We start from the raw sequence: 22,935 nt of genomic DNA, 5'->3' as shown, positions 1-22,935 counted from the left end.
CGGAAATGACACCGAACACCCGCGTCAAGGAACGAGCAGAGGAACAGGCAAGCGCCATGTCGTCCGACCAACAGGCTCTGATCCGCATGGTGGCAAACGATCTGCACAGGCTTAATCAGGCGGTCATGAAAGCGGTCGATTCCGGTGTGTCCGTGGAACTGGTCCGCTCAGCACGCCACCATGGCGGTGAGGGAAACTGGGGCGACCTCTTGGTGCCGGTCATCGTCACCAATCGTCTGGCCGGCTCCTGACACCAGCCTGACGACCTCCAGTCGAACGCCCGCGCACGGTCTCCCGCGCGGGCGTTTTTATTTCACGTGGGAGCAACCCCGCAGCATGATCAAAAAATAGAATGATTCAACTTTGATTTAGATTTCGGCGCAGAGGCGGAAGGCGGCACCGCTAAACACACCAAGCCAAGAACATGTTGATTCTGACGGAATTGTAACTTGACTTCTCAACTACAGTAATAATGATTTCTTGAACAATTCAACTGGGCATTGAAGCCCGCATTCCAGTTGATGGCGAACGTCAGATGATAGAGAAAGACGCAATCGGCAGGCTTTCAGCCGACACGGAAGGCGCGGCAGCCAGAGTCTGCGTTGCCGACCCCACGCAGGCTCTGGTGGTTGCGGCTTCTCCGGTCAATCGGATCGTTCTTTCGAGGATTGCTCAACGCGCCTATCTGAAGGTTCAGGCTATGGAGCCGGCGGAAGCGCGCCGCATATTGTCATCTTCATCGCCGCTATCCCGTCCGGGTCTCGTGATCGTGGATATCGATGCACAGGTGCAGCCCTCGGACACGCTGTTCCTCCATCTGGAGCAGCATAGAAGCGCCTCGCCGCAGCGGCTTCCTTTTGTCATCACCATCATCCCTTCCCGCTTCGGTACGGCTCCTCAGGCTGACCATGTGGACGCGCAGGTGGTCCGACCGGTAACACCAGAGGCACTGCAACCGGTTATTCAACGCCTGTTGACCGCTGTCCGGCCTTGAGACTCGGCTCTTTCCTTTCCTTCAGACCCAAGTCTATACTCCGGCATCCAAACAATAATCCCTGGTGATTGATGCCTGACAGGAAGAAGCTAGCCCGCCGCGCCGGTCGAGGTGAATCCGTACGCGCGCCCGCATTTCTGAAAAACCTTCGCGGTGTGAAGGACTGGAAGCAGGCCACGGCCTGGCTGGAATGGCGCGGCATCGAGGACATTGAGTGCATCACACCCGATCAGGCCGGTGTTGCCCGCGGCAAGATGATGCCCTCCAAGAAATTCACGTCGAACACGTCGCTGGCGCTGCCCTCGGCCGTGTTCATGACGACGATTTCCGGCGAGTATCCCGAGAACAGCGGCGATTTCGTCTATCCGGAAGACGATGGTGACCTGAAGCTCCTGCCGGATCTCTCCACGCTCTCTTCGGTCCCGTGGGAGACCGATCCGACCGCTCAGGTGATCTGTGATCTCGTGCACCAGGATGGGCGCGATGTTGCGTTCAGCCCGCGCAATGTGTTGAAACGCGTGGTGGCCGAATATGCGAAACACGGCCTGAAGCCCATCGTCGCGCCCGAAATCGAATTCTATCTGGTTCACAAGAACCCCGATCCGGACTATCCGCTCACTCCGCCTGTCGGGCGCTCCGGTCGTCCCATCGGTGGCGGTCAGGGTTATTCCATTGCCGGCGTCAACGAGTTCGACGAGCTGATCGACGACATCTACCATTTCTCCGAGGGCCAGGGTCTCGAGATCGACACGCTGATCCACGAAGAGGGCGCCGGCCAGCTCGAGATCAACCTGCGCCATGGCGATCCGATCGAGCTTGCCGATCAGGTGTTCATGTTCAAGCGCACGATCCGCGAGGCAGCGCTGAAACACGATACCTACGCGACCTTCATGGCCAAGCCGATCCAGAACCAGCCGGGTTCGGCGATGCACATTCACCAGTCGGTGGTGTCGCTTAAAACCGGCCAGAACGTCTTTTCCGATGAGAAGGGCGAGGAGACTGACACGTTCCGCCACTTCATCGGCGGGCTGCAAAGGCACATTCCCAACGCCCTCATCATGCTGGCGCCCTATGTGAACTCGTATCGCCGCCTCACCCAGGGCACGGCGGTTCCCGTCAACACACGCTGGGGCTATGACAACCGCACCACGGCGTTCCGTGTGCCGCGCTCCGATCCCGCCGCGCGGCGCGTGGAAAACCGCATTCCCTCCTCCGATGCCAACCCCTATCTGGCGCTGGCGGCCTCGCTCGCCTGTGGCCTTATCGGCATTCTGGAGAAGAACAGGCCCGATGCACCCGCCGGGACCGCCGTCAACCAGGATGAAATCGAACTGCCGCGGGGCCTTCTGGAAGCTGTCGCCCTGTTTGAGGATGACGAGAGCCTGAAAGAAATGCTTGGCGCGCCCTTCGTCTCCACCTTCGCGGCGATCAAGCGGGCAGAATTCGAGACCTTCATGCAGGTCATCAGCCCGTGGGAGCGCGAATACCTGCTGCTCAACGTTTAGGGTCAGGACCCATGCCCTACCAGTCGCCCGTTTCACCCGGCCTCTCCTGGTATGAAGCGACCGTTGGCACCCGTCCAGAATATCCAGCCCTTGATGGCGACAGTCGTGTCGATGTCGCCGTCATCGGCGGCGGGTTCACCGGCCTTTCCGCGGCTGCGCATCTCGCAAAGGCAGGCGTCAACGTTGCTCTGATCGAGGCGCACCGTTTCGGTGACGGTGCATCAGGCCGCAATGGCGGGCAACTCGGCACCGGCCAGCGCGCCTGGGCCGAGGAACTGGAAGCCGAGCTTGGCTTTACCCGCGCAAAAGCCCTGTTCGACCTCGCTGAAGAGGCCAAGGCCCATCTGCTCGATTTCGCCGCCGCCAACGCCATCGAGATCGACTATCGGCCCGGCCAGCTTTCGGTGGTTCACAAGAAGCGTTATCTGGACGAATACCGCCGACACGCGGACATTATGCGCGACCGCTTCGGCTATCCCCATATCACCTATATGGACGAGGCCCAGACCGCCCAACGCCTCGGCTCAACACGCTATTTCGGGGGCATTCGCGACACCGGCACCGGCCATATCCATCCACTCAAACTGGTGGTTGGCACCGCACGCGTGGCAGCGGAGGCTGGCGCAAAGCTCTTTGAAAACACTCCCGCCACGAAGATCGCTTCAGATGCTGGCGGTGTGCGCATTGTGACGCCCACCGGCACAATAACCGCTGAAAAATGCCTCATCGCCACCAATGCCTATGGCGGCGACCTGGAACCGAAGAGCGCGGCCCATGTCATGCCGATCGGCTCCTTCATCGGCGCCACGCCACCGCTCGGCGACGACAGCCCGGTCCTTCCGGGAGGCGAGGCGGTGGATGATTCCCGTTTTGTGGTGCGCTATTTCCGGCGCTCTGCCGACGGGCGCCTGCTCTTCGGCGGGCGTGAAATCTATGCGCCCGGCGAAGACAAGGCGATCCACCAGCACATCCGCCGCCAGATCGCAGAGCTCTACCCGGCCTTGAGCGATGTGGAGCTCACCCACGCATGGGGTGGTTATGTGGGCATAACCATGCCCAGAAAACCCTATGTGCGTGAGGTCATGCCGAATGTGATTTCCGCCGGCGGCTATTCGGGCCATGGCGTCATGCTGTCGAACTTTGTGGGCAGGCTTTATGCCGAAACCGTGTGCGGAAACCGTGATCGGCTCCACCTTTTCGAAGAGCTGAAGATACCGCCCTTTCCGGGAGGTGGGCGCCTGCGCCCGATCCTGATGTTCCTGGCCCTCAACTGGTACGCCCTGCGCGATCGGCTTTAGGCTCGAAACTCCCGTTGCATTGATGCTGTGCGTGGTTCGACAAGCTCTCACCATGAGGGAGGGTAGAGACCTGCTAATAGCATCGCGCAGCACGTCTTTCTTGCAAGCACCCACATCCCTCATGGTGAGCTTGTCGAACCACGCACCACGCGCAGCGCTGTTGCCCGATCTACAGCGGCCAGAAGAACAGGATCGCGGGCACCGAAACCGCGATGATTAGGATTTCCAGCGGAAGCCCCATGCGCCAGTAATCGCCGAAGCGATAACCGCCCGGCCCCATGATGATCGTGTTGTTCTTGTGTCCGATGGGCGTGAGGAACGCGCAGGATGCGGCCACGGCGACACCCATCAGGAAAGGATCAGGCGAAACGTCGAGCCCCTTGGCGATGGAAAGCCCCACCGGGGCGGCGATCAGCGCCGTCGCCACATTGTTCAAAAAATCCGAAAGCGTCATCGTCACGATCATCAGGATCGCAAGGATCGCCCAGGCGGGCAGAGCGCCCGTGAGCGAAAGAATGGAATCGGCAATCAGCTTGGTGCCACCGGAATCCTCGAGCGCCAGCCCAAGCGGAATGAGCGATGCCAGAAGCACGATCACCGGCCATTCGACGGATTCATAAACTTCGCGCGCGCCGACCACGTTGAACAGCGCATAGATGGCGACTGCCCCGGCAAGCGCCACGGCAAGCGGCATCAGGCCCATCACGGAAAGCGCCACCGCAGCCGCAAAAACACCAACGGCAAACAGCGCCTTGCCGCGCTGGATCACCGTGTGGCTCTTTTCAGCGAGCGGCAGCACGCCCAGCCAGTCGGCTGCATCGTTCACCCGGCTTTCGGGACCCAGAAGAAGCACCACGTCACCCGGCTTGATGACGAGCTTTCGCACCCGCTCGCGAAATCTGCGCCCCTGACGCGAGACACCCAGTAGCGTCACGCCGCGGCGATAAAGCAGCCGCAGATCGTTCGCGGTGCGTCCCACCATATGGGCGTTGTCGGGAACGATGGCTTCCACCAGCACCAGAGACTTGCCGCGAATGCCACCGTGTTCTTCGGAACCCGGTGCATCGAGGTCAGCAGCGCCGATAAAAGCTTCAATGGATTTCGGATCGCCTTCGAGAATGACGTGATCGCTCTTGCGCAATTCCTCGCCGGCGGCAAATCCCGGCAGGCGCTTGCCGCGCCGCACAAGGCCGAGAACGGTCACATCGTGCTCATCGGCAAGCGGGTAGAGTTCGCTGACGGCCTTGCCGATGAAACCGGACTTTTCCTTTACACCCGCTTCCGCAACGAACAGGCCCGCCGCACCATCTTCACCGACAGCCGCCGCCTGTCCAGTATCGGGGATCAGCCGCCACCCGACCGTTGTCACGAACGCGATGCCGACAATGGCGCACACCAGCCCCACCGGTGAAAAATCGAACATGGAGAAGGATTCGCCCAGCGCCCGCCCGCGAAACTCGGCAATGACGATGTTGGGCGGCGTGCCGATCAGAGTGATCATGCCGCCCAGGATCGTCGCAAAGGATAGCGGCATCAGCGATTGCGAGACGGGGCGCTTGGCCTTCTTTGCCGCCTCGATGTCGAGGGTCATCAGCATGACCAGCGCGGCCACATTGTTGATGACGGCCGAAAGCCCCGCGCCAATCACCGACATGAAGCCGATATGCGTGGAAAGGGAACGTCCCGACGAGAGCACGAAACGTGCGATCAATTCCACCGCGCCCGCGTTCATCATGGCGCGTGAGACGATCAGCACCAGAGCGATGATGACCACAGCCTCGTGGCCGAAGCCCATGAATGCGTCATGCGCATCCACAACACCCGCCACCACCGCGATGATCAGCGCCGCGAAGGCCACCAGATCATAGCGAATGCGACCCCAGACAAGGAAAGCAAAGACGACGCCCAGCAGACTGAAAAGAAAGATCTGCTCATAGGTCATGCATGTGCCCCCTGCCTGCGGACGCCGATTGTCTCAATCGCGCCCGGTTAAATGAACCGACAATAAGGAATTCCGCATGAGAGATCTGGTTCCCCAGTTTGCGGAATCCCTTTTCAAGCCCGCATGTTCAGATGCAGCGCCCGCCATCCACTTCCAGTGCAACACCGGTGATGAATTCCGCTTCATCGGAAGCAAGCCACAGGGCCGCATTGGCAATGTCGAGCGGTGTGGAAAGCCGGCCGAGCGGAATGGATGCGCGGAACTGTGCGCGCTTCTCCGGCGTGTCCTCGCCCATGAACTGATCGAGCATGCCGGTTTCGCCCGCCACCGGGCAAAGGCAGTTCACGCGGATGTTCTGCGGAGCGAGTTCCACCGCCATCGACTTGGTCGCGGTGATCGCCCAGCCCTTCGAGGCATTATACCAGGTAAGACCCGGACGCGGGCGCAGGCCGGCTGTCGATGCGGTGGTGATGATGGAGCCGCCGCCCTGCTTGTCCATGATCGGCACCACGGCCTGGGCTGCGTGATAGATCGCCTTCATGTTGACGGCGGTGATGAGATCGAAGGTTTCCTCATCGACCTCGAGCATGGGGCCATTGCGATGCGTATAGCCTGCATTGTTGACCATGATGTCGAGCCGGCCATGGGCCTGCATGGCAGCATCCACCATCGCGTCCACATCGGCCTTCATGGAAACATCGGCAGTGACGGGCAGCGCAGCCTCGCCAATCTCGCCGGCGATCTTTTCCGCACCCTTCGCGTTCAGATCGGCGACGATGACCTTCGCGCCTTCCTCGGCGAAACGCTTTGCCATTCCTGCGCCAAAACCGGACGCCGCGCCGGTGATCACGGCGACCTTGCCTTCAAGTCGTGCCATTTCAAAATTTCCTGTCAGTGTTAGCCGTGGTTGAAAACGATTGTCTTTGTGGCGGACATGTCGAACAGGGCTTCAAAGCCCTTTTCGCGCCCGTGGCCGGACTTCTTGAACCCGCCAAAGGGCAGCTCGATCCCGCCGCCCGCGCCGTAGCCATTGACGAAGACCTGACCGGCACGCACGCGTTTTGCCACACGGTGCTGGCGCGCGCCGTCGCGGGTCCAAACGCCGGCCACGAGGCCGAACTCCGTGTCATTGGCAAGCCGGATCGCATCCGCCTCATCCTCGAACGGGAAAAGCGAAAGGACAGGCCCGAACACTTCTTCTTGTGCCAAGGCTGCCTTCGGGTCGACCGCACCGAAAAGCGCCGGCGCCTGATAATAGCCACCTTCCGGCGCGTCCGGATGCACCGTGCCCTCGGTCAGAAGCGGGATGCCGGCTTCCTTCGCCGCCGCGATGAAGCCCGAAACCTTGTCACGCTGCGCCGGGTTGACCAGCGGGCCGATGTCGAGATCGGCATCATGCGGTCCGGCAACCAGCTTCGAGAAGCGCTCGGCCAGGGCCGAAGCCACTTTCTCGTAAATCGGCTTTTCGATCAGCACGCGGCTGCCGGCAGAGCAGGTCTGCCCGCCATTCTGGATGATGGCATTGACGAGCACCGGAAGCGCCGCCTCGATATCCGCGTCGGCGAACACGATCTGCGGGGATTTGCCGCCCAGTTCCATGGTCACGCCGCGATTGTTCACGGCGGCTGCCTGCTGGATTGCCGTGCCGGTCATCGGCGAGCCGGTGAAGGTCACGTAATCGACCAGCGGGTGCGCGGAAAGGGCGGCACCGGCGCTGCGGCCATAGCCGGTGATGACGTTGAACACGCCTTCAGGAATGCCCGCCTCATGCGCCAGCTCGGCGATGCGGATCGTGGTCAGCGATGCGTCCTCGGCCGGCTTCACCACCAGCGTGTTGCCCATGGCAAGGGCCGCGCCCACAACGCGGGCGAGAATCTGCATCGGGTAGTTCCACGGCGTGATGCCCACCACCACGCCATGCGGCTCGCGCAGCGTCAGCGCCGTGTAACCGTCGAGAAACGGGATCGTGTCGCCGTGGATCTTGTCGGCCGCGCCGCCGTAAAACTCATAATAACGCATGGTGGCCGTCACATCGGCCTTGCCCTGGCGGATCGGCTTGCCGGTGTCGCGCGATTCGAGCGCGGCCAGTTCCTCGCCATGCTTCTCCACCAGATGGAAAAGCCGTGTCAGGCAACGCCCGCGCTCGACCGCCGGCATGCGGCTCCATGGCCCCTCGTCAAACGCCTTGCGGGCGGACTTCACCGCCAGATCCACATCCGCCTCGTTGGATGCGGGGATGGAGGCGAAAATCTTGCCGTCGGACGGGCAGCGAACGTCAATCCGTTCGCCCGAGAGCGAATCGACGGAGCGCCCGTCGATGAACTGCATGAAAGCGCGGCCCTCAGCCACGCTGCGCGAAAAATGGGTTCCCATCCCTGCCGCTCCGGTTTGTAATGTCTGTGTGCAAGCCTATGCTCGCGAAGGGAACCATGGGAAACCCGCCATGCGAAGACATGTCAAGGCACAAATGGTTATGCAGGCTTGGCTCAGCCTCGACATGCGCGTGCGACGGAATCCCATCTGGCTTTCTTAAATCGATTAGACTATAGCAACGGCAAGCTGTACCGACGCAGACGGAGAAACCATGACCAGCCAGACAATTCCGGTCGAACCTTTCGATCTCGTGGTGTTCGGCGCCACGGGCGACCTCTCCGAACGCAAGCTCCTGCCGGCGCTCTATCAGCGCCAGCGGGCGGGACAATTCACCGACCCGACCCGCATTATCGGCTCATCGCGCACCAAGCTCTCCGATGAAGAGTTTCGCACCTTTGCCGAAAAGGCGATCCGCGAGCATGTCGCCAAGGACGATATCGAGCCGAAGGAGCTCAAGCATTTTCTGGCTCGTCTTTCCTATGTGCCAGCGGATGCGAAATCGGGGGACGGCTTTGCCGATCTCAAAACCGAGGTCGGTGACAGCAAGAGCGTGCGCGCCTTCTACATGGCCGTCGCCCCAAGCCTTTTCGACGACATTGTCGGACAGGTGGACAAGCACGGCCTGGCGACCGATACCGCCCGCGTGATCGTGGAAAAGCCGATCGGTCGTTCTCTAGCCTCTGCGCACGAATTGAACGACGCCATCGCCCGCGTTTTCGACGAGCACAATGTCTTCCGCATCGACCACTATCTCGGCAAGGAGACGGTGCAGAACCTGATGGCGCTGCGCTTTGCCAATGCGCTCTACGAACCGCTCTGGAACTCCGCCCATATCGACCATGTGCAGATCACGGTGGCCGAATCCGTCGGGCTGGAAGGCCGTGCCGGCTATTACGACAAGGCCGGCGCGCTGCGCGATATGGTGCAGAACCACATCCTCCAGCTTCTCTGCCTCGTTGCGATGGAAGCGCCCGCCTCGATGGACGCCGACACGGTGCGCGATGAAAAGCTGAAAGTGCTGCGCGCGCTGAAGCCCATCACCACCGCCAGTGCGGAAAAGGCGACCGTGCGCGGCCAGTACCGTGCCGGTGCTTCCAATGGCGGCGCGGTGAAGGGCTATACGGAAGAGCTGGAAAGCGGTGAGAGCAACACCGAAACCTTTGTCGCCATCAAGGCCGAGATCGAGAACTGGCGCTGGGCGGGCGTGCCCTTCTATCTGCGCACCGGAAAGCGGCTCGCCACCCGCGTTTCGGAAATCGTCATCCAGTTCAAGCCGATCCCGCATTCCATCTTCGAGGACGGCGCCGGCAAGGTCTTTGCCAATCAGCTCGTCATCCGGTTGCAGCCCGACGAGGGCGTGAAACAGTGGATCATGATCAAGGATCCCGGCCCCGGCGGCATGCGGCTGCGCCATGTGCCGCTCGACATGAGCTTTGCCGAATCCTTCAGCGTGCGCAATCCCGATGCCTATGAGCGGCTGATCATGGATGTGATCCGTGGCAACCAGACCCTGTTCATGCGCCGCGACGAGGTGGAAGCTGCATGGCGCTGGATCGACCCGATCATTGCCGCCTGGGAAGACAACGAGCAGCCCGCACAGGGCTACACGGCAGGCACATGGGGCCCGTCCTCCTCCATTGCGCTGATCGAGCGCGACGGCCGCACCTGGCACGAGAGCACCTGACCATGGTGGACTGCAAATGGCATGAATTCGCCTCACCCGAGGCGCTGGCAAAAGAGCTTTCGGCCACTGTCGCCGGAAAGCTCACCGCCGCCGTCAAGGAGCGCGGCCGCGCGGCGATTGCCGTCTCCGGTGGCCGCACGCCTGCCCTCTTTTTCGACCATCTGTCACGGTGCGACATCCCGTGGAACAAAATCACCGTCCTCCTCGTGGACGAGCGTTTCGTTCCGGCGGAATCACCGCGCTCCAATGCCCGGCTGGTCGCCCAGCATCTCTTGCAGAACAAGGCCGCCCGCGCCGCTTTCGTGGGCCTTTATCATCCGGCAAACACCATTGCCGAGGCGGCCGAAAAAGCCGCAGACATGGTCGCAAAAATCCCGGCACCGCTTGATGTCGTGGTGCTCGGCATGGGCAATGACCGGCACACTGCGTCATTCTTCCCTGATGCCACCACCATCGAGACGCTGCTCAAACCGGTGGAAGGACCAGACGTGCTCCCCGTCTCTTCCGAAAGTGCCGGGGAGCCGCGCCTGACCCTCTCCATGAACCGCATTGCCGGCGCGCGTTTCCTTGCTCTCCATATCGAGGGAGACGACAAGCGCGAGACGCTTGAAGGAGCGCTTGCCATGCAACCCGGCCCAGCCGCGCCAATCACAGCGGTGCTTGCCGGGGCAAAACACCCGGCCCGGATCTTCTGGGCACCCGCCAGCCAGAGCTGAGGCGCGGGACCAAACGTAAAAACAGGACGCAACGCCATGACCGCCAGACCCGAAATCGAAGCCGTCACAGCCCGCATCCGCGAGCGTTCGCGCGCCAGCCGCGAAGCCTATCTGGAGCGTGTCGACCATGCTGCCGGTCAAGCGGTGCACCGCTCCGTTCTCTCCTGCGGAAACCTCGCCCATGGCTTCGCCGCCTGCGGCCCGACCGACAAGGCTGCACTTTCCGGCGACCGGGTCCCCAATCTCGGCATCATCACCGCCTATAACGACATGCTCTCGGCGCACCAGCCCTTCGAGCCCTATCCCAATATGATCAAGGAGGCCGCGCGCGCGGCCGGCGGTGTGGCGCAGGTGGCAGGCGGTGTGCCCGCCATGTGCGACGGCGTCACGCAGGGCCAGCCGGGCATGGAGCTTTCGCTCTTCTCGCGCGACGTCATCGCCATGTCGGCGGCCGTCGGCCTGTCGCACAACATGTTCGATGCGGCCGTCTATCTCGGTGTCTGCGACAAGATCGTGCCGGGTCTGGTTATCGCTGCCCTCACCTTCGGCCACCTGCCCGCCGTCTTCGTTCCAGCCGGGCCCATGACGTCGGGCCTGCCCAATGACGAAAAGGCCCGCATCCGCCAGCTTTATGCGGAGGGCAAGGTAGACCGCGCTGCCCTGCTTGAAGCGGAATCGAAATCCTATCACGGACCCGGCACCTGCACCTTCTACGGCACCGCCAATTCCAACCAGATGCTGATGGAGATCATGGGCCTGCACACGCCGGGTTCCTCCTTCATCAACCCCAACACGCCCCTGCGCGACGCCCTGACGAAGGAAGCGGCCAAACGAGCGCTTGCCATCACGGCACTCGGAAACGAGTTCACGCCCGTTGGCCGCATGATCGACGAGCGCTCCATCGTCAATGGCGTGGTCGGGCTCAACGCCACGGGCGGCTCCACCAACCACACCATGCATCTGGTCGCCATGGCGGCGGCAGCCGGCATCAAACTCACCTGGGACGACATTGCCGAAATCTCCGACCACGTGCCACTTCTCGCGCGCGTCTATCCCAACGGGCTTGCGGACGTGAACCATTTCAACGCTGCCGGCGGCATGGGCTTTCTTATCCGCGAACTGCTCGATGACGGCTATCTGCATGAAGATGTGCGCACCATCTGGGGCGAAGGTCTGCGGCCTTACACGGTCGAGGCGAAGCTTGCCGATGATGGGTCGGTCGCACGCCTGCCCGCGCCCGCCACCAGCGGCAACGAAAAGGTGCTCACCACTGCCGCCAAACCCTTCCAGCAGACCGGAGGCATTCGGGTCCTGTCTGGCAATCTCGGCAAATCCATCATCAAGATTTCCGCCGTGAAACCCGAGCACCGTCTCATTGAGGCACCGGCCATCATCTTCAACTCGCAAGATGAGATGCAGGAGGCCTTCAAGGCTGGCAAGCTCGACCGCGATTTCATCGCCGTCATCCGCTTTCAGGGGCCCAAGGCCAATGGTATGCCCGAACTGCACAAGCTCACGCCTGCTCTTGGCGTTTTGCAGGATCGTGGCCGGCGCATCGCGCTCGTCACCGATGGCCGCATGTCGGGCGCCTCCGGCAAGGTGCCGGCAGCCATCCACGTCACGCCTGAAGCGCTCGACGGCGGCATGATCGGCAAGCTGCGTGACGGCGATCCGATGCGCCTTGATGCCGAGAAAGGCACAATCGAGGTGCTGGTCGACGCGAACGAACTCGCCGCGCGCGAAAGTGCTGCACCGGACCTCACCGCCAACCAGTTCGGCATGGGGCGCGAGCTTTTTGCGGGTTTCCGCCAGCTCGCGGGACGGGCCGATCAGGGGGCTGCCGTTTTCTGATCTGGAACCATAAGCCGTTACCGTGCATTCTTTCTTTGATCGGAGGGGCCGTGAACGGATACTGGTTTCTATTCAGACGATTTTCGCGGGCCCTTTGGTTCTTGCCCGCACTGTTCTGCGTATCGGCGCTGATCGTTGTCGCGCTTGCCTATCTTTCCGCCGGGTTCTTCCCTGAAGGGCTTGAAGAAAGCGCGATCCCGATCACAGTCTCGGCCGATGCGCTGCGCAACATTCTCAGCATTGTCGCTTCGAGCATGCTCACGGTGGCGGTGTTTGCGCTCTCCACCCTCGTGAATCTTTTGACCAGCGCCGCGCAGACCGGTTCGCCGCGCGCTGTCCCGCTCTTTTCGGGCAATCGTGCCGCGCGCACCACGATCTCGGTCTTTATAGGCGCATTCCTCTTCTCGATCATCGGCATTATCGGCCTGTCGAGCGGCATCTATACGCTGGGCGGACGTCTGATCCTGTTCATCGCCACCCTCTTTGTCGTCTTCGCGGTTGTCTGGGCTTTGATCCGTTGGGTACGCGAAATCTCGGTTGTGGGCCGCGTGGTGGAAATGACGAGCCGTCTGGAAGATGCGACCAGCCAGGCGCTCGACCGGCTTGGCCGAGACGGGCTATATGGATGCAGCGCGGGCGAGGGATCACCCATCGGGCACGAGGTTGCGGCAGGCAGCGTCGGCTTCGTGCAGCATTTCGACCCTCACGCGCTACAGGACCTGGCGGAAGACAAGGGGCTTGTCATTCACGTGCGTGTCCGGCCCGGAGACTATGTGGACCATACTGCAATCATTGCCGTGGTCGTCGGTGAAGCGGATGAGGCCGTGTTGAAGGCCATCCGCGGCGATTTCATCATCGGAGAGGAGCGCACCTTCGATTCCGATCCCGGCTTCGGCTTTCTCGTTCTGGCGGATGTGGCGCGGCGGGCCTTGTCGCCCGGGGTCAACGATCCCTCCACCGCCAACCATGTCCTCACGGTGCAGACGCGTCTTCTGGCCAATTGGGCGCTGAAGGAGAAGGAAGAGGAACGGAAGGATCCACCTTATCCGCGCATTCGCTTTATGCCGGTCAGCCCGGAGCGCTTGCTGGACGAGGCCTTTCGGCCGATCTCCTATGAAGCCGCATCTGCGGCGCCTGATGTTCAAGAGGCACTGTTGCGCGGCCTGACCTCGCTCGCCCGCGTCGCACCGGATGCGTTCGAAAGGGCCGCTGCGAAACTCGCGGAGGATTTCATGGCCCGCGCCGACTCTGAAGGTTCGCACGAGCCCGACATTGTCGCTCTGCGAAAGTTGGCAGCCGGCTTGACCGAAGGCACCGAGCGCCCTCTCCCTTCGACAAGCTCAGGATGAGGGCCACTACAGCGTTGACGGATAGCGTGGCTGGCGACATACGTCTTGCGCCTCAACAGCCCTCATCCTGAGCTTGTCGAAGGGAGAGGGCGCCTGGCACCACCATCGAAACCAGCCGCCAAACGCACTCAATAGGTGGTGCGCCGCTCTTCGGAGGGCGGTCGCCCGAACTGCTGGCGGTAGCTCTGCGCGAAATAGGAGTGCGAGGTGAACCCGGTGGCGATTGCCACATCGAGAATGGCCATGTTGGTCTGGCGCAGAAGCTCGCGCGCCCGCTCCAGCCTCAACCGCATGTAATAACGCCCCGGCGTCATGCCCAGATGCCGCAAAAACAGCCGTTCCACCTGCCGCACTGAGAGGCTTGCGGCTCGTGCGAGCTGCACCGCCGAATAAGGCTCGACCAGATTGTCGGCCATCAGTTCGACGATCTTCTTCAGCTTTTCCGATTTTCCGGTAAGGTCACGCTCCGGCCCCGTCCGCTGGCGGTCGCCCGGCGAGCGGATGCGCTCGTGCTGGAACTGGTTGGCCACTTCGTTGGCCAGTTCCACGCCCAGGTCGCTTCGAACGATCTCCAGCATCAGGTCTATGGAAGTGGTCACGCCGGCGCAGGTATAGCGCTTCCGGTCGATCTCATAGACATTGCCAGTGCACTCGATCTCTGGAAAGCGCTCCATGAAGGAGGCCCGGTTCTCCCAGTGTATCGTGCAGCGATGCCCCTCAAGCTGGCCGGCCTCTGCCAGAAGATAGGATCCCGCCGCCAGCGCCCCGAGAGCCGCGCCGCGACGGCCGAGCGAACGCAGACCCGCCAGCACCGTGCTCTTGCCGGGAAACTCCGTCGTCAACCCGACACAGACAAACAGAATATCGACCGGTGGCAGGTCGGCGATCGCGTAGTCGATCTTGATCGGCAGACCGTTGGAGGCCATTACCGCTTCACCATCGGCGGAGACGGTAACCCAGCTATAGACATCCCGTCCCAGAAGACGATTGGCCGAGCGCACGGTGTCGATGGCCGCCGCCAGCGAAAACATCGAGAATTTGTCTACCAGCAGAAAGGCAAACTGCCGGGTATCCTGCCGTGCCTCGCCCATGGCCAATTGTTGTAAAGCAGGCTGTTCGGGCAGGAAAGACATGGCTGATGATCCAGACTGGCTCAGGCGCTAGAAAACAGGAGGCTCAAGTCCCGCCTTGCGGAATGCCGATGTCAGCGTGTTCGCCATCAGCATGGCGATTGTCATCGGCCCGACGCCACCCGGCACCGGCGTGATCGCGCCGGCGTTTTCCTTCGCCTCGGCAAAAGCGACATCGCCGACAAGCCGGGTCTTCCCCTCGCCTTTTTCCGGAGCGGGAATGCGGTTGATGCCCACGTCGATCACCGTGGCGCCGGGTTTCACCCAATCCCCGCGGATCATCTCAGGGCGTCCGACCGCTGCCACAAGAATGTCGGCGGTCCTGGCAAGCGCGGGAAGATCCTTCGTTCGGCTGTGGGCAATCGTCACCGTGGCGTTGGCGGCCAGAAGCAGGTTCGCCATCGGCTTGCCAACGATGTTGGAGCGCCCGATCACCACCGCCGAAAGACCGGAAAGGTCGCGGCCGCGCACCCGCTCCAGCATCAGCATGGCGCCAGCAGGTGTGCAGGGCACAAAGGCGCTGTCGAGTTCGCCGGTGCCAAGGCGCCCCACATTGATGAAGTGAAATCCATCAACATCCTTGTCCGGGTCGATGGTCTGGATGATGCGACCCTCATCGATATGCTTCGGCAGGGGGAGCTGCACCAGAATGCCATGGATCGCGGGATCGGCATTGAGCTCCTCGACCAACGCCACCAATTCTTCCTCGCCGGTCTCCTCCGGCAGCGAATGCTGCACAGAGTGAAACCCACATTCCTTCGCGCGGCGCGATTTGGAGGCGACATAAACCTGGCTGGCCGGATCCTCACCGACGATCACCACAGCAAGCCCCGGCGTCACACCGGTTTCAGCGAGCCTGGCGGTCTCGGTCTTAACCTTCGCCACCACATTTTCCGCAAGGGCTTTTCCGTCAATGATTTCGGCCATGTCATTCCCCGGTGCAGCTATCAAGCGGTGCAAGGTGACTCTTCGCGGGAAGAGGCTCGCACATGAGCCCGCATAATGGGGAAAACACAGAACCGCAATCCCGTCACAGCGCCGTTCCCTGACGTTATTGGAAAAGGCGGTGTTTCAGATCAATAACGATACCTGTTGGACCGTCGTGCCGTCAGCGCATCCACTTCGCGGCGCACAGCCTTGAGGCGATCATGGATCTCATCGAAGCGTTCGCTGCCTTCATCCTGGTCCTCGTCTTCGACACGCTCCCGCGCTTGCTGCGGCATGACACCGAAATCAGCCTGAAACGGCATGGGAGCCTGCTGCCACATTGGATAGGGCTGCATCATCGGCATTCCCACGACCTGGGGCATCGGTGCCATCATCTGCATCGGCCCGGGAACCATCATGCCCGGCTGTATCGCCATCTGCGCTGCCGGCCAAGTCGGTGGGTAAGCCGGGGCGCTTACGGTTTGAAAATTCGATGCGGGTGCCTGCTGGGGCGGGTGCTGGGCCGCGACATGAGGCACTGGCTGAGGCTGTGCAGCCGGTCTGGCGCGTTTGCGAGGTTGCTCCTGCACCTGCTCGACGAGCTCCGCGCTTTCATTGGCATCGAACGCATCGGCAAACGCCTCCTCATTCTCCACCTCATGACTTGCCTGCGCGGTCGTATAGCGTTCGTTCGGTCGTGGACGCCGATCCTGCAAGTGTTCCTGCGAGACATCGTATCGACGGCTACGTTCTTCAATGTCGCGCCGGCGCGTGCCGCCTCGCGGCGGGGTGGGGTCGGGTTCGGGATCGCCTTCGTCGGCATCCCCCCCGTCGGCGTTCCATCGGCCACTGCCGCCGTCACGGTCGCCAGCCTGTCGCTCGGCCATATTTTCACGCAGGCTGCGAATTGCTCCACCTGTCGCGCCAAGCCCCACACCGAACATGAAGCCCAGGATCATCCCCGCCATCGCAATCGACGAACGCGAGGGGCCGGTGGGGTCCAGTGGTGGTACGGCCTGCGAAATCACGCTGACATTCGCTGTGTTCAGGCGCTCCTGCTGGCCGGTTTCACGTGCCCTTAAAAGCAAGGCCTCGTAGACCGATCGCTTGGCGTTGGCTTCGCGCTCCAGTTCGCGCAGCGTCACGCGCTCCGACTCCAGGTTCCCTTTCTGCACCTTTAGCCGGGCAAGCTGCCCCGATAGATCCTGTTCGAGTTGGACCGCGCGCTGCAATTCCACCTGATTGGAGGCCACCACACGGCGCAACTCGCGTGCAATCTCATCACGCGCGCCGGCCAGTTCCGCGTCCACGGCCTGCCGGTCCGGATGGCGCGGGCCGAACCGAACCGCCAGCCGTCCAGCCTGCTGTTTCAGGCTTGCATATTGTGCGAGCAGTTCCGTCATCACGGGTGAGGCAACCTGCTCCGGCAGAGCGCCGCCCAGCACCGTCTCCACATCCAGCGAGCGTGCTGCAGCCGCGCGCGCATTCAGCTCGGATGTGCGCGCCCGCGCGGCCGAAAGCTGCTCGTTGAGGCGCAGAATCTCTTCGTCAGTGATCAGGCGCCCCTGGGCATCCACGATGTCGTTCTTGGCCTTGAACTCGGCAACAGCGCGCTCGGCCTGTTCGACTTCGTCCCGCAGTGACTGGAGCTGATCGGTGATTTCGCGGTTGGCACGGCCTGCCGTCGCCGACTGCAACTCACCATAGGTGGAAAGGAAGACATCCCGCGTCGTTGTTGCGATCAACGCCGATTTTTCGGCATCTTTGGTGGTGGCGCCGATGGTGATGATAAATGTTTTCGCGTTCCGCCCGACATCCAGGGCCTCGAAGAGATTCTCGACCGCAATCGTATGCCGGGCCGAGCCACCATCCTCATCATTGCCGTTGATCAGCGCCGAGATCAGCGCACGCGGGCTCAACAGCAGGCTCAGAATACTGCCGCTACCTGAGCCGTTGAATTCCGGATCATCAGCGAGATCGAGCTCATCCACCACCCTGGACAAAACATTGCCTGAGGTTATGACCGCGACCTGGTTTTCGATAAGTGCCAGCGTTGCGTCGGAAGGCAGGCCGCCGCGCGTCAGGTCGCGTTCAACGATCTGCAGATCGCGTGGATCAAACAGCAACTGCGTGGCCGCGTAATACATTTTCGGCGTGGAAAGCGCGATCATCACACCAATCACCGCGCCGAGGATTGTCGTCAGAAGAATGAGCCATTTGGCCCGCAGGATTCCGCCGATCACCTCAACTGGATCAATCAGCGGCCGCCATACCTGCTCGTCCGAGTTCGGTTGCTGCGCACCGGGGGTCGGCCGGCGATGCTTTTTCGTGTGATCAGGCTCTTCATCGCTGAAGGTTACGCGTTGCGTGGTCCCCCTTCCCACTGGACGACGCGCGCGCTCAGCCCGCTGCGTTTTCTGAGGGGAAGATCCAACCTCGGGCAAAGGGAAAAGCCGGCCGATCAGCCGCTCGCGCAAGGGTGGCTTGCCGGCATGTGTCGCTTCAGGCCGTATGGCGGGCTGCCGTTGCGTTTCCGCGCGCCTCGCCAATTCAGGGTCCGTTGCATCTCTTTTGGCTTCCGCCCGCCGAAGATAGGCATCCGCCGAAGATGCTCTTTCCCGTCGGGTATCCTGAGCGGCGCGCTCCTCTTGCGCGCGCGAAAGCAGCGATCCTCCGCCGCGATCCTTGCGCACCGAACTCTGCTGTTGGCGGGGCAGCTCCGGAAGCTCCTCCTCTGGTGCCCGTATTGACAGCAGTGAACGCACCTGTCCGCCGCTCCGAGGCCTTTTCTTGCTTGGATTGTCGGCGTCGAACATTGTACGCGCAGCTCTCGCTCATGAACGGGAAGCGGGCGCATAAGCCCGCGATTATGTTAACTCAAGCTAAAGAGGCACGGGTAACAAAGAGTTAACGGTAAGCATTTCGAAACAGGTTTTTTGCCGGCGTGGGAATTTGCGGAACAGCGCATTAAGTTTTGTCGGATAGTGTCGCCGCAAACCGCTCATCGAAACCAGGCGATCCGGGGTCTTCTCATTTCGTTCCGTGACATCATATCCAGTCAGCGACAGGTGCTGCGCGACTATCTCGCGGCCGTCAGCGGGTCGGCCGGGCGGTTGGTCTTTTCTCTCGCCTATTTCGTCATTCTGGCTAACAGCCTGACGATTGCCGATTTCGGGCTGTTTGCGACAGCCTCCGCCGCCGGTGTGATGGTCGGGCGGATCCTTGCACTCGGCTTCACCGCCACGCTTTATCGGATCGCCACGGTGAAGCCTCGGCTTCTGGGAACCTATGCCGCCGGCTTCCTTGTCCTGGCCCTTGCCTCGCTGCCGCTGATCGCGCTCGCCAGCACCGTTCTGTATCTGGTGTTTTTCGCAGGTGACTTGCGGGTGCTTCCTTTCGCCCTCGTCATCGTTTCCGAGGCGGTCGCCTGGCGTCTGACAGAGACCGTGATCGTCGTCAACAATGGTCTCAATCGCTTCGGTCGGGCTGCAACGATCCTCATCGTCAGCATAGCCATCCGCGCGCTTGCGGCCTTTGTGTTTACGTTTCACACCAGCCAAGACCTGTTGAACTGGACCGTGTTCTACCTGGTTGCCAACATCGCCGCACTCATCTTTGCCTTGTTGTTCTATTGCCCCCGGCAACGCCTGCGGCTGCAAACCTCGCTCTATCTGCGCCGGCTCCCCGACGCACTCTACGTCGCCGGAGCGGAGGTGCTTTTCTATCTCCAGATGGAGCTCGACAAGCTCCTCGTTCTCGCCCTTGGAAATCCCACACTGGCGGGCATCTACGCGATCATCATGCGGCTGGTCGATCTTACCGCCATCCCGATCCGCTCCTTCTCCATGCTGCTCGTGCAGCGCATGATGCGGTCCCCTGAAATGCTCAGGAGCTGGACGCTGCGCCTGGGGATCGAGAGTGGGGTTTTCGCCGTTTCGGTGCTTGCGCTGGCGACCATGGCGACAATCCTCGCCTTCTATCCGACCCTGCTCGGCAGCAATGTGGCGGAGGCCGCTCCCCTGGTCATCCTGGCGCTGGCTGTTCCCGGCCTGCGAAACCTGACAGAATATCAGGCAGATCTTCTTTTCGCCCGCGGTCAGACTTTCCTTCGGGCGGTCAATCTCGGCGTGCTCGCTGCTGCCAAGGCCGCCCTCCTCTCGCTGGTGCTGAAGTCATTCACCGAAACCAGCGACATCATCCTGTCGCTGAATGCCGTTTTTGCCGTACTCTACCTGTTGTCGATGGTGCTGACCTATCGCGCGCTCGCCATGCCGGCGAAACGGGTGTGAACCCCGTCAGCGGATCATCCGGCGCAGTGGCTCCAGATCGGTCTCGATAAAAGACTGGATGCCAATGGCCACCTGGTGGGCTTCCATTTCGGCGATGAGTTTTTCCAGACCACCTGTGTCGAGCTCATGGCCGAACCAGAGAACATGACAGAACGCCCGGTCGTCGTGAAAGTGCCCGCGACCTGCAAGCACCTCGTCCACATAACGACCGTAGAGTATGCATTCCGAGAAACGCCGATCTGCAGCCACCGCGCGGATCCAGGGTTTTTCGTGCAAGGTCTCGATATGACGCAGCATGCCGACCACGCTGTCACGCCGCCACGAGATCAGCGTTGTGATATAGTCGTGCTCTGTTTCCTGCCCTGCAGGCAAACCAAGCGCCTGCCCGGCATTTGCCGACCACTGGCGATGACCGAGATCGACCAGCGCATTCATCCCGCCATCGCGGCGGTAGAGCCGCACCTTCTCTCCCTGCCAGAACGCGCTGCAATGGAAAGGTTTCAGGAACACGACATCGGAATCGCAGTAGACCAAAACCTCTTGCTCCGCCTTTTCGGCAAAGGCGATCCGCCGCAATTGCTGCACGTGCCAGCCGCGCAGGGGCGCCAGCCGTGTGCTCAACCATATGTGCCGTCTGAAGAACACGGTGGGGTCGCGCACCGCATGGAGCCAGGCAGGGAGAAGATCGCGCTCATCCACCACCACGCGCCGGTCTGATTCCAGAATCCGAAAGCGCTCGACATCGTGCCCTGCCACCAGAAGATAATGCCGGTCATAACCGGTCACAAAGCGATCTATCGATTCGCAAAGTAGCCGGCAACGCTCGAAGTCACCCGCATAGCTTGGCGTCACGATCGCAGCGCTGTGCCCCACGGTCATGGTTATGCTCCGCCCCGCTTGCCCCGGAATTTCTGCCGGAAAACCCTGAGAAGAAAGATGGGATTGCCCACAACATAGCGGCGCCAGAGACGGCGTGGCTCCAACCCCAGACGAAAGAGCCATTCCAGCCTCAATCGCCGCATCCAGAGCGGTGCCCTCGGCACCGCGCCGCTCAGAAAATCGAACAGAGCGCCCACGGCAATCGGCACCGTGCAATGCTCGGGGCCGAGATGATCGGCAATCCAGAACTCCTGACGCGGCACGCCCATGGCGACGAGCAGCACGTCCGGTCGCATCTCTTTCAATCTGTCAAGAATGACCCCTTCCTGCTGGGCGTTGAAATAGCCATCGTGCAGAAAGATGAAGTCATGCTGTGGCGCCTGCTCAGCCAGTTTCTCGACAGCCGCGAGCGCGTTTTCACGCCGCGCACCGAGCAAGGCGACCGTCAGCTTGTCCTTTTGGGCGCGGAAAAATGCAGGAACGAAATCAGTGCCGTTGAGATTGTCGGGAAACGGCTCGCCGAAAAGAATTCTTGAGGCCAGATCGACACCAATGCCATCGGCCAACACGAGAAACCTAGGCAGGATCCCGCGGAAACGCGTATCTGCGATAGCCACATTCGCATTGTGTGCGTTGAGAAACGTGACGGGTGTGAACTGACAGGTCGCAATGTTCTCCGACAGCAATGCCAGCGCGCCATCCCGGCCGATGACTGTCACCGACGTACCAAGTATGTCGCGTCGCGGCAGCGTTGCGTGTGCAGTGTTTGAAGTTGCCACGTTCATGCGGCTGCATCCCGCCTGCTGAAGCCGGCCTCATCAAGCCCATGAAGAATAGCTGTGTCGAGTGCTTTGCGCTGGGCCTCGTAGAATTTTCGCCCGTCCAGATCGACCGGATCCCTGGCCGCGCGCAGCAGAGCTTCCGCGAAGGTGCGGGGATCATCAGCCACAATACAGTTCTGCGGTTTATACGATATGCCTCGCAGCGCGCTCTGTGTCGCGACACTTGGCAAGCCGAGCTCGAACGTTTCGATGGTCTTGAGCTGGACCCCCGTGCCGGCGCGGCTGATCAAAGGCACCACCTTGCCGCTGCGTACGAATTCCACCGCGTCGGGGACACGCCCGACAAACGATACCCGCTTGTGTCTCTGCGCGAGATCTGCCGGTGCATCGCCCGCCACGGCGATGCGAAAGCTTTCGGGGAGATGCGGCACCACCTCTTTAAGGAACCAGTCGAGGCCGATCCGGTTCGGCGCCCAGCTCCAGGTGCCGATCAATGCGGCGTCATAACGCGTCTTGCGCGGCCCCGCAGAGACGCCCGCCGGTCCATGTGCCACCAGCGGCAGCACCGCCGAGCGTTTGTCACCGGACACGCCCAGAAGCTGGCGATCATCTTCCGACAGCGTGAAGACGAATCGCGCCTGAGCACAAAGTTCTGCTTCCAGCGTTTTGAGAAGGCGCGCCTCACGTCGAAACATGAAACCTCCAACGAAGCCCTGCGCGGCGGCCGCACTTTGCTGCGCGGAGAGGTGCTCCACATTGTGCGCCACATAAATGGACGGCAGCTCGGCAAAGATCTGACGAAACGCTCCGGCAAACTGGACAGAGTTGAAAATCACCCCATCGACCGTCCCAAGCTTGTCCAATGCTGCGCGGATATCTCCGGGTGAGGCGAGCAGCATCTTGGCGGACGAAAACGTCATGCCTCTCATTATCGCTTTGACGAGCCAGCCGAGCTTGGTCAATCCACTGGCGGCTTCCGTGCGCGGGTCCAGTTCTCCAAGCACCAATGATTCTTCGGTCGTGGCATGATCCGCACGTCCCTGCCAGGCAAATCCCATCACCGACATCCGGCAGCCTGCGCGCGCGAGTGCATCGAGAATGGCCGCGTTGGCAATCTCATATCCGCTTTTGGGTGTTCCGTCGGGAACGATGGATGTCGCAAAGACCAGATGCATGCACTATTCCTGTTTGGGACTTTTTTTTCAAAGAGCAATGA

Annotated in this window: 18 protein-coding genes; 9 read left to right on the top strand and 9 right to left on the bottom strand. The window is 61.5% G+C overall.

Annotated features, from left to right (window positions below; translation table 11 throughout):
* The first annotated feature begins 5 nt into the window (after nt 1-5).
* From AC2CHD_RS10410 to AC2CHD_RS10395, 4 genes are all read left to right on the top strand, one after another.
* Nucleotides 6-251 (top strand): SMc00767 family acetate metabolism repressor, encoded by a 246-nt coding sequence (locus tag AC2CHD_RS10410; protein ID WP_223019696.1) that lies wholly within the window; start codon nt 6-8, stop codon nt 249-251.
* Between the two features lie 284 nt (nt 252-535).
* A complete protein-coding gene (locus AC2CHD_RS10405; RefSeq protein WP_484553612.1) occupies nt 536-994 on the top strand; it encodes a response regulator in 459 nt (152 codons plus the stop codon).
* A gap of 71 nt (nt 995-1,065) precedes the next feature.
* Nucleotides 1,066-2,499: a glutamine synthetase family protein gene (locus AC2CHD_RS10400; protein WP_229447905.1), complete on the top strand. Its 1,434-nt coding sequence runs from the start codon at nt 1,066-1,068 to the stop codon at nt 2,497-2,499.
* Nucleotides 2,500-2,510: 11 nt separating this feature from the next.
* Nucleotides 2,511-3,797: an NAD(P)/FAD-dependent oxidoreductase gene (locus AC2CHD_RS10395; RefSeq protein ID WP_484553611.1), complete on the top strand. Its 1,287-nt coding sequence runs from the start codon at nt 2,511-2,513 to the stop codon at nt 3,795-3,797.
* Between the two features lie 169 nt (nt 3,798-3,966).
* Here AC2CHD_RS10395 and AC2CHD_RS10390 read toward each other — a convergent pair whose 3' ends face one another.
* The 3 genes from AC2CHD_RS10390 to AC2CHD_RS10380 all read right to left on the bottom strand — a co-directional run bounded on the left by AC2CHD_RS10390 (nt 3,967) and on the right by AC2CHD_RS10380 (nt 8,112).
* Nucleotides 3,967-5,739, bottom strand: coding sequence for an SLC13 family permease (locus AC2CHD_RS10390; protein WP_484553610.1), 1,773 nt, complete (start codon nt 5,737-5,739; stop codon nt 3,967-3,969).
* A 127-nt stretch (nt 5,740-5,866) separates the two neighbouring features.
* Nucleotides 5,867-6,616: an SDR family oxidoreductase gene (locus AC2CHD_RS10385; protein ID WP_229447907.1), complete on the bottom strand. Its 750-nt coding sequence runs from the start codon at nt 6,614-6,616 to the stop codon at nt 5,867-5,869.
* Between the two features lie 20 nt (nt 6,617-6,636).
* Nucleotides 6,637-8,112 (bottom strand): aldehyde dehydrogenase family protein, encoded by a 1,476-nt coding sequence (locus AC2CHD_RS10380; protein WP_484553609.1) that lies wholly within the window; start codon nt 8,110-8,112, stop codon nt 6,637-6,639.
* A gap of 211 nt (nt 8,113-8,323) precedes the next feature.
* Between AC2CHD_RS10380 and zwf the strand changes: the two genes are divergently transcribed.
* The 4 genes from zwf to AC2CHD_RS10360 all read left to right on the top strand — a co-directional run bounded on the left by zwf (nt 8,324) and on the right by AC2CHD_RS10360 (nt 13,712).
* Complete coding sequence (gene zwf, locus AC2CHD_RS10375; protein WP_484553608.1) at nt 8,324-9,796, top strand: glucose-6-phosphate dehydrogenase; 1,473 nt, start codon at nt 8,324-8,326, stop codon at nt 9,794-9,796.
* Between the two features lie 2 nt (nt 9,797-9,798).
* Nucleotides 9,799-10,512 (top strand): 6-phosphogluconolactonase, encoded by a 714-nt coding sequence (gene pgl, locus AC2CHD_RS10370; protein ID WP_229447910.1) that lies wholly within the window; start codon nt 9,799-9,801, stop codon nt 10,510-10,512.
* 36 nt (nt 10,513-10,548) lie between these two features.
* Nucleotides 10,549-12,363, top strand: a complete 1,815-nt coding sequence (edd, locus tag AC2CHD_RS10365; RefSeq protein WP_484553607.1) for a phosphogluconate dehydratase — start codon at nt 10,549-10,551, stop codon at nt 12,361-12,363.
* A 101-nt stretch (nt 12,364-12,464) separates the two neighbouring features.
* Nucleotides 12,465-13,712, top strand: coding sequence for a DUF2254 domain-containing protein (locus tag AC2CHD_RS10360; RefSeq protein ID WP_484553606.1), 1,248 nt, complete (start codon nt 12,465-12,467; stop codon nt 13,710-13,712).
* A gap of 128 nt (nt 13,713-13,840) precedes the next feature.
* Here AC2CHD_RS10360 and AC2CHD_RS10355 read toward each other — a convergent pair whose 3' ends face one another.
* The 3 genes from AC2CHD_RS10355 to AC2CHD_RS10345 form a co-directional block, all read right to left on the bottom strand.
* Nucleotides 13,841-14,803: a GlxA family transcriptional regulator gene (locus tag AC2CHD_RS10355; protein WP_484554230.1), complete on the bottom strand. Its 963-nt coding sequence runs from the start codon at nt 14,801-14,803 to the stop codon at nt 13,841-13,843.
* Nucleotides 14,804-14,872: 69 nt separating this feature from the next.
* Nucleotides 14,873-15,769: a bifunctional methylenetetrahydrofolate dehydrogenase/methenyltetrahydrofolate cyclohydrolase FolD gene (gene folD / locus AC2CHD_RS10350; RefSeq protein WP_484553605.1), complete on the bottom strand. Its 897-nt coding sequence runs from the start codon at nt 15,767-15,769 to the stop codon at nt 14,873-14,875.
* Nucleotides 15,770-15,918: 149 nt separating this feature from the next.
* Nucleotides 15,919-18,153 carry a GumC family protein gene (locus AC2CHD_RS10345; RefSeq protein WP_484553604.1) on the bottom strand — a complete coding sequence of 745 codons (2,235 nt, stop codon included), beginning with the start codon at nt 18,151-18,153 and terminating at the stop codon, nt 15,919-15,921.
* A gap of 666 nt (nt 18,154-18,819) precedes the next feature.
* Here AC2CHD_RS10345 and AC2CHD_RS10340 point away from each other — a divergent pair.
* Nucleotides 18,820-20,058 carry a lipopolysaccharide biosynthesis protein gene (locus AC2CHD_RS10340; protein ID WP_484554229.1) on the top strand — a complete coding sequence of 413 codons (1,239 nt, stop codon included), beginning with the start codon at nt 18,820-18,822 and terminating at the stop codon, nt 20,056-20,058.
* A 6-nt stretch (nt 20,059-20,064) separates the two neighbouring features.
* On the opposite strand, the gene AC2CHD_RS10335 is transcribed toward AC2CHD_RS10340, so the two are convergent.
* From AC2CHD_RS10335 to AC2CHD_RS10325, 3 genes are read right to left on the bottom strand one after another with little or no spacing between them, the layout of a single operon-like run.
* Nucleotides 20,065-20,937, bottom strand: coding sequence for a DUF6492 family protein (locus tag AC2CHD_RS10335; RefSeq protein ID WP_484553603.1), 873 nt, complete (start codon nt 20,935-20,937; stop codon nt 20,065-20,067).
* 2 nt (nt 20,938-20,939) lie between these two features.
* Nucleotides 20,940-21,722, bottom strand: a complete 783-nt coding sequence (locus tag AC2CHD_RS10330) for a WecB/TagA/CpsF family glycosyltransferase (RefSeq protein WP_484553602.1) — start codon at nt 21,720-21,722, stop codon at nt 20,940-20,942.
* A complete protein-coding gene (locus tag AC2CHD_RS10325; RefSeq protein ID WP_484553601.1) occupies nt 21,719-22,894 on the bottom strand; it encodes a glycosyltransferase in 1,176 nt (391 codons plus the stop codon). Before AC2CHD_RS10325 ends, AC2CHD_RS10330 begins: the two co-directional genes overlap by 4 nt.
* Nucleotides 22,895-22,935 lie beyond the last annotated feature (41 nt).

The organism is Nitratireductor sp. ATLC21, assembly GCF_057196525.1.
The sequence above is the reverse complement of the archived record's forward strand: the minus strand, read 5'-3'. Positions and strand labels throughout refer to the sequence as shown.